At 60.2% G+C, this 6,822-nt stretch carries 6 protein-coding genes; all 6 read right to left on the bottom strand.

Features of this window, described 5'->3' with window-relative positions; genetic code table 11:
* The coding region (locus AC1XOS_RS17885) for an HAD-IIB family hydrolase (RefSeq protein ID WP_481963578.1) at positions 1-623 on the bottom strand (623 nt) is incomplete at its 3' end.
* Positions 624-661: 38 nt separating this feature from the next.
* Positions 662-1,342 (bottom strand): prepilin-type N-terminal cleavage/methylation domain-containing protein, encoded by a 681-nt coding sequence (locus AC1XOS_RS17890; protein ID WP_481963579.1) that lies wholly within the window; start codon positions 1,340-1,342, stop codon positions 662-664.
* A gap of 134 nt (positions 1,343-1,476) precedes the next feature.
* Positions 1,477-2,241 carry a DUF1559 family PulG-like putative transporter gene (locus AC1XOS_RS17895; RefSeq protein ID WP_481963580.1) on the bottom strand — a complete coding sequence of 255 codons (765 nt, stop codon included), beginning with the start codon at positions 2,239-2,241 and terminating at the stop codon, positions 1,477-1,479.
* A 181-nt stretch (positions 2,242-2,422) separates the two neighbouring features.
* Positions 2,423-3,244 (bottom strand): ROK family protein, encoded by an 822-nt coding sequence (locus AC1XOS_RS17900; RefSeq protein ID WP_481963581.1) that lies wholly within the window; start codon positions 3,242-3,244, stop codon positions 2,423-2,425.
* The gene (locus tag AC1XOS_RS17905; protein WP_481963582.1) at positions 3,231-5,597 is read right to left on the bottom strand and encodes an acylase; all 2,367 of its coding nucleotides are present in this window, start codon (positions 5,595-5,597) and stop codon (positions 3,231-3,233) included. Before AC1XOS_RS17905 ends, AC1XOS_RS17900 begins: the two co-directional genes overlap by 14 nt.
* A 1-nt stretch (position 5,598) precedes the next feature.
* Positions 5,599-6,822, bottom strand: a 1,224-nt coding sequence (locus tag AC1XOS_RS17910) for a gamma-glutamyltransferase family protein (protein ID WP_481963583.1), incomplete at its 5' end; no start/stop codon positions are given.

Below are 6,822 nucleotides of genomic sequence, written 5' to 3' on the forward strand. Positions count from 1 at the left end.
TCCAAGCGCTCTGCGACAACTTGAAGTGCGGTTGCTTTATTGACCTCGGGATGCGAGAACTCTAGATACTCCGGGTCGGTGATGGTGATGTAGGTGCGCTCCCCCAGCTGCGTCTGCCAGTGCTGAGCCAGCGCGGCGATCTGGGCTTCGTCGGCGATCCAGAGAATTTTGAAAGGGGACTCCCCTGGGAAGCGCAGACGGGGGTCACCGATGACCTCATAAGTCGCCTTGGTGCGCTCTTCCAGAATCTCAAAGTGCCGCGTGCGCTCCCAGCCAAAGACCCCCTGAGGCGCGTCCCAGATCTGCGTGATGCCAAGCCGCTGTCCTTCATCAAGGAGCGAGCTGGCCAGCTCTAGATCAAAAAGCAGCTCCCGCCAGACCTCATCGGTCTCCGGGACTTTTACCAGCGCTCCGTTGCCACTCACCACCGGCCCGCTCAGCCCAAGCTGGGTATGGAAGCGCATGATGTTAAAGTGAGGCCGCCCCGATGCTAAGATCACCTGGCAGCCCAAGGCTCTCAGGCGAGCAATCGCAGTGGCATTGGCGGGAGAGATCTCTTTATCGGGGCCAAGAAGCGTGCCATCCAGATCGAAGACGGCGAGGCGAAAGGGGAAGTGTGTCACTCCCCCATAGTACCTGAGTACCTGCTCTGGCTCCTCACTTACTGGCGCGGGTCGAAGCTGCCTTTCTCGATCCCTCGCGCGGTGTCTTGCCACCAGACCTGGCTCCAGCGCACCCACTGGGCATGGCCATCAAGATAGCCTACGGTAAAACCCTGCTGGTGCCGATCGGTCACGACATCATCGGGGAGATTGGTGGCAGCGATCCAGTGCCGGGTCGGCCAAACATGGGCATGAAAGTAGTTCTCCCGGTAGTTCGCAGGGCTTTCCGCCAGCAGAACAACGCTCGCGGGCTTGTCAATGCTCGCCAAGCTGGTGAAGAGATTTGTCGCAATGTGGGGGGAGAGAAACCCATTGAGCGCGTAGCTGGTCACCCGAAAGGCAGTCGTGTAGGTAGCGGGGTCTGCGGGATCAAAAGCGGCGGGAGTGGGTGCCCAGTTGGTGCTGGTGTCCGAGGGGCAGCGCAGCACGGAGTAGCTCTTAATATAGGGCTGCGCCATGTAGACCCAGCTCTGCGCCCCACGGATCAGAGCGAGCTGCTCGTCGTAGTCCTGCGTGTACATCAGCACGCTAAGCGAGAGCTGCTTGGTGTTGGAGAGGCAGGTGGTCTGCCGGGCTTTCTCCCGCGCCTGAGCAAAGACGGGAAAGAGAATCGCCGCTAAGATAGCAATAATGGCAATAATAACAAGTAGTTCGATGAGCGTAAAGGCTCTTGGTTTCATAGACATAGCTCCTTGGATTTCTGAAGTTCTGAGGGAGCGGCCCGTGATACCATAGGCTTGCGTGCTGGTCTTCGGACCGCTCCAGACGCCTCGGGGAGCTCCTAACCTCCCCGGGGCGTTTCGTGTTTTTGATTTTAGCGTTGTGTGGGATCTGCTTTTCCGCTCCAAAGCCCGTTGTCGGGCACTCCATCGCGGTTGGAGTCGTCCATTTGCTTGCGCTTCATCGCCTTGGCGTGGCCATCGGCGAAGGCAACCGTCACCATCTCGCTGTGGCGCTCCGCAGGAACCGCGCGGCATCCCCAGAGAGTGCTACTGCACTCTGCGGTTCCAGGAGCGCCATAAAAACCACCGCCCGGCGTGGCGGGACGGCTCCCTCGCCAACTAGAGAGCGGCGGATCAATCACGTAGTTTCCGGCATTGAGCACGCCTTTATCGAAGCTGCTCCCCTCGGTATCGGCTAGCGTGATGGTCTCTGCGGGGCGCTCGATATCGGCATCCGTGGCAACGAAGGGGTGGCGGGTATTTCCTAAGTACTGGTAGTTATAGCCATAGCCCCCGTAGAGTGCGGCGGGGTTGTGGGCGAAGGGCTTTAAGAAGGCATTGGCAGGTGCCCCTGGAGAGCGGAAGATCGCCTCACTCTTGACATAGGGAAAGAGATAGTCGGGCCAGCGGGTGCGTGGCGACTGGCTCGAGGGTGAGGAGTGAAAGGGGTAGGCTTCCCAGTCCTGAGCATACATCGAGACCGCCATACCGAGCTGCTTGAGGTTGGAGACAGAGCTCGCTTGGCGTGCCTTGGCCCGCGCCTGAGCAAAGACGGGAAAGAGAATCGCCGCTAAGATCGCGATAATGGCAATCACAACAAGTAGCTCAATCAGCGTAAAGGCGGCGCGGAGGCGCATGGTTCAGTAGTTCTTTCTTGGCGATAAACTTTATCGCCGACTTTTTTTGTCGCCAACAGCTTACCGTAGAGAAAAAGTCCTGTCAAGAAGTCCCGAAGCACTCACCGCACATTTTTATGTTCGGGATGAATCAGTCCGGTAAAACCGATGAAGGATTCTTAGTCTCACCCGACGAGAGTGGTCATGACTCTGCCGCACGTATAGCCCCTAGGACGACCACTCTTTTGCCTGCTTTTACCTTCGTGAGGGTGCAGTCGCGCCAAAGCTCAGGGAGTGCGTTCTGCTCCGCCGACACGAGTGCTGCTTCCCAGTACCCAGGAAGCTCACTTGTCCCCCCGCCAATGGCTAGACATGAAGGATTCAAGAGATTAATAACGGTGGCCAAGCCGAGGCCTAGTGACTCCCCCGCTTGCGCAATAACACACAGAGTCGCTGGATCGCCCGCCCTTGCACGTAAAGCAAGAGTTGTGGGTGCAACATCACAGAGTGCAGCAATTGCGGCACCACCGGCAACTTCATCAAGTCGTTTGATTTTGTCGTTGAAGCGGATCGGCAAGTATCCCCACTCACCAGCCCAACCACTTGCTCCCACGAGTGGCTTTCCATTTGTGATAAATGCAGCACCAATTGCTGTCCCAATCATAATGACGCCACCTGTGATATTAGGCGGTGTGTCGTGCATCTCTTCAAGCAGTGCCGCTTTGACATCATTGAGTACAGCGACCTGTGTGCAAATATCTTGAATTGCATAGCGGGCCTCCCACCCTTGAAAAGACGGTAGTACATCACAAGCCACAACGCGCCCGGATTTCTCGACCAAGCCAGGAATGGCTAAACCGATGCGTGCGGGATTGATTCCGTGTCGCTTGATAAATGATTTGAGATGCAAGAGCAGCTCCTCGGGAGTAAACGATACGCCTGTCTGGGAGAGCTCTTCAGCCCCCTCGCACCAAAGTACAAGCTTCGTCCCCCCAAGGTCTATCCCAACACTATAATCCTTCATTTCGAGGAGCACGTACTTTCAAGCTCGTGAGTGTCGTGTCGGCTTTGATCTCTTTTTCGGTGAAGAGAACGGGCCGCCACTGCTTGGCACCAAAGAGCGCGGTCTGGTCAGAGAAGTGCGCAGAGCGTGGGTCGCCGGACTGGGAGTAGGTGAGAATCGCGACGGCTTTGGGGCCTTGCTTGGTGAACTCCAGGGCCATCATGAAGCTGCTGCCCTGGTTGATAAGATAGCCATCTTTGGTGAGCGAGCGGCTCCCCCCAACACTGGCGGGGCTGGCAAAGGGCTCCAAGCTCGTGCGGTTGTTGCCAAACCCGACCACATTGGTCAGGCCCTCCAAAGCCCCGTCGCCGCCATGGATGGGGATGCGCTCGGGCCGCTTGTCGCTGTACTGGAGCTTGCCGAGCGGGGTCTCCAGCGCGATCCCGACGCTCTTGAGCACGAGCACAGCACGCCCGAGATTGACCAGCGCGGTGTCGGTGCCGTCTTTGGGGGCGGCAAGCGCCGACGGCGTGGTGACGGGCTGCTTGGGATCGAAAGTATTCTGAAAGAGTGCCCCGGCTTTTTGCGTATCTGCTGCACTGTAGAGCGTGATAAACTCCCGCCAGAGTACGGCCCCGACACTGTCCGTGTTGTACTTTCCATCCCACGCGGCCAGGATCTGGCTGGCGGCACGCAGGTCTACTTCTTTCCCGTCAATCACCACGCTCCCCGCAGACTTGGCCCGCGCCGCGACCTCGGTGCGCAGTAGCTCTGCCGAGAGGCTACGGTTGTTGATCGCGGCGGCGGCGAGAGCATCGAGCGAGAACTTTTGCGTTCCCTCCAGAACCAGCGCGTTCATGCGGGTGCGTAGCGAGCGGGCCGTGGCCTCATCGCCCTGGAGCGGGGAGAAGCCGGTGAGCGGCTGGCTCGGGTTGGTGAGCCAGTAGCTATCGTTGGCGTTGAAGACATAGTCACGGCGCTCTTGCTGGGGCATCTTGGCGTAGGGCAGGACGCCGGGCCGGGTCGTGGGGTCGTTTTGCCACTCATTGGCCGACTTGCTGCCATCAAATAACGCAACACCGCGCTGCCAGGCCACTTTCGCCAGAAAGTCCGAGCTTAGCCGCTGGGTGAAGGCTGTGGTCGCGGCGGGGCTAAGATACGGAGTCGCCGAGGTGTCCGCAAACCACGCGCGGCCATCGGCGCTTGCGGCAATGGTGTTGACCCAAGGGACGGCATTATAGCGCGCGTGCGCCTGCTGGAACTCCGCGAGGCTCTTGGCTTGGTTCATGGCGAGGCGCTGGTCGTAGAACTGGGTGTTGTTGGCATTGGCATCGCGCACACAGACCCCGCGCTTGGCGCTCCACTCAAAGCCTGCAACATTGATCATGGGGCCGTAGTGGCTGGAGTAGAGCGCGCGCTCCACTTTTTTCAGAGAGCCATCGGGCTGGCGAACGTCGAAGGTGAGGTGCTTGACCGTCATTTCGCGCTCCTGGCCGTCGTAGTAGTAGCGAGTCGGGTGGCCGGGCACCAGATCGAGCGTGTAGAAAACAAAGCGCTTGCCCGCCGAGACGGTGTGTGTCCACGCGACGGCGTTGTTGAAGCCAATCAGCACGCCGGGGATTCCCAGCAGGCTCACGCCATAAACATTGAGCTTGCCCGGAATGGTCAGGTGCTTCTCCCAGAACCGAAACGCCCCCGTCCAGGGAAAGTGCGGGTTTGCCATCAGCATCCCCCCGCCCTGCAAGGAGCGCTCCGAGCCCAGCGCCCAGCCATTGCTCGCCTGCTGAAACTCGGGGATCGGAAGCCCCTCCGCCACCGGCTCTGATCCATCAGCTTTGGGTGGCATAGCCGTGGCGATCAAGTCCCCAAGATTCGGCGTCGTCGCGATCACGGACTGGTTGTAGGCCAGAATATCCAGCGGCGTCACATCAAAGAGCCAGCCGCTGCCCAGTCCCCAGTGCGCCACGCTGGCTACGCACGACGCCTGGTTTTCCCGGCGGTACGCATTGACCCCGGCTGCGTAGCCCTCTAGGGTCTCCCGGTTCTCTTTCGAGAGCTTGGGAAAAAGCTCCTTTGCCTGCTCCACAAACCCCAGTGCCCGGAAGGTGATGTCGCTATTGAGGTGCCGATTGCCCGAACCCGCGCCAAAGTAGCGCGCCCGCTCGCCGCGCACCTTGATGACCTGATCCAGTAATGAGCCCAGATGGTCTTTCGCAAAGGCATAACCCTCCCCAAACGCGAGGCTCCCAAAGTCGTTGGCGGTGATGTGCGGGATGCCGTAGCGCGTCCAACGAATCTGAGCCTCGTAGTCTTTGTCTTTTGCAGGCTGCGCCGCGTGCAGTGCGGCGGGAGACATCATCGTGAATAAAATCATGCTAAACCCCTCCCGCGTGGCCGTCGCAGCGGGGATCGGAGCCGACGGCGTAGGCTCCGCTGGGGAGCACTTGAAGAAGCTGTGCCGCCGAGCCATGTGCCCAAGAGCCGATGGGGCGTGTGTCGTGGCCGCGCTCGGTGAGGGACGCAAAGAGGCTTGTGTCGGCGCGGTCTTCAAGCTCTAAGACTCCCAGCCCTTCTTCGCTCTGGCCGGTATTGCCGCCATCCGACGAGTGCTGCCAGCGGGGACGCTCGATGGCCTCTTGCGGATCGAGGCCCAGATCCAGCGTGTTCACCAAGAGCTGCAAGTTGGTCTGCACCTGGATATTGGCTCCGGGCGTGCCTCCGACCAGCGCCAGCGAGCCATCGGGGTTCGTGGCGAGCCAGGCATTGAGCGTGTGCGCGGGGCGCTTGCCGGGCGCGAGTGCATTGGGCGAGGTGGGGTCAAGCGAGAAACCCGTGAGGCGGTTGTTGAAGAGAATCCCGGTGCCGTCGGGAATCCAGGCGCTGCCAAAATTATGGAAGATGCTCTGGATAAAGCTGACGGCGTTGCCATGGCTATCGGCCACCAAAAAGTAGGTCGTGTCCTGACCCTCATCCCCCCCAGCCCCCGCCGAGCGGGGGGGCATTATGGTTGCTTTTTCGCCAATCTCTGCGCGGCGCTTTGCCAGATAGGGCTCGCTGAGCAGCTTCGCCAGAGGAACGTCGTGCCAATCCGGGTCAGCGAGGTGGGCAAAGCGGTCCGCGAAGGCGCGTTTTTTACACTCGACGAGAAGATGCGTCCGCTCCGCTTCGGTCAGCTCCGCAAGTGCAAAGCCCTCCGCCAGCGCCAGCTCTTGCGCGAGAATCATCCCCTGCGACGGCGGCGGCTGGCAGTGCACGGTCAGGCCACGGTAGCCCACAGAGAGCGGTGCGAGGATGCGTGTTTTATGCGCCGCCAGATCGGCCATGGTGAAGTGTCCGTTTGACGCCGCGACAATCTTCTCGGCAATCGCGCCGGAGTAGAACGCCGCGCGGCCATGCGTCGCAATCTCTTCCAAGCTCCACGCCAGCTCGGGCTGACGGATGAGTTCACCGAGCGCGGGCGTTTTCGTGCCCAGCGCCTCAAGACCTGGCACGTGCGCAAACTCAGCGAACTTCTTCACGGCACGTGGCCCAGCGGGGTAGCCGTCTTTGGCATAACCAATCGCGGGGGCGAGAAGCTCGGCAATTGGTAGTGAGCCGTG

It is taken from the genome of Armatimonas sp. (assembly GCF_964826245.1).